At 44.9% G+C, this 683-nt stretch carries 1 protein-coding gene; it reads left to right on the top strand.

Features of this window, described 5'->3' with window-relative positions; genetic code table 11:
• Positions 1-220 (top strand): hypothetical protein (locus tag BKN38_RS11345; RefSeq protein WP_176754210.1); only part of this gene is annotated, 220 nt, incomplete at its 5' end.
• Positions 221-683 lie beyond the last annotated feature (463 nt).

The following is a 683-nucleotide window of genomic DNA, read 5'->3' as shown; positions in this document are numbered from 1 at the left end:
TGCGCTTGTGTTTTGGCCGCTCGTGCTGTCGGCTGGCGTGGTCTCGGCTATGGTTTTGGGGGTGTCGGTGTTTGCGCTTGTGTCGCTTGCGCTCGCGCTGGTTGCATTGCTGGCGCTGGTTGTGTTGCTTGCGCTTTGGCTCGCGCTAGATTCTGCAGAATCTGTAGAGTTTATACTGCGCGTGCTGGAGCTAGAGGAGCTGCTAGAGGCGCCATTATAAGAGGCATTGCCCCCCCCCCCCCGATATTTTCATTATTGACATCCGCTAGCAATGGCATAGCCAAAGTAGATGATAAGATGGATGACAAAACGATAGATAGTGACAAAGTCTTTTTGTTTTGCATTTGGGTTCCTTTGTGGTTTGGTGTTTTAGTTTCTTAAAGCGAGGCGCGCGTGGTTTGGGCGAGATTTTGGCGCTGGCTTGGTGTTTTGCCTTCTCTAGCATTTCTGCTTCTTTTGCCTTTTTCTCGCTCAAACTTTGACGCGACGCGCTTAAAGAATCGTTATTATATTTTTGGATCCTGTGAAAAGACTTAAAAATTATTCCTATGATGAAAAAGTGGCGAAAAAAGTAAATCAAATGTGAATAAAAGAAACACAAATAAAATGTATTATCATAATGAAGTAAAAATGATAGGAATCTGGGGCAGTTTTGTAGGTGGATTTTGGGGGTAGATTTGGAG

This window comes from Helicobacter sp. CLO-3 (assembly GCF_001854545.1).
Taxonomy (GTDB): Bacteria; Campylobacterota; Campylobacteria; order Campylobacterales; family Helicobacteraceae; genus Helicobacter_B.
The sequence above is the reverse complement of the archived record's forward strand: the minus strand, read 5'-3'. Positions and strand labels throughout refer to the sequence as shown.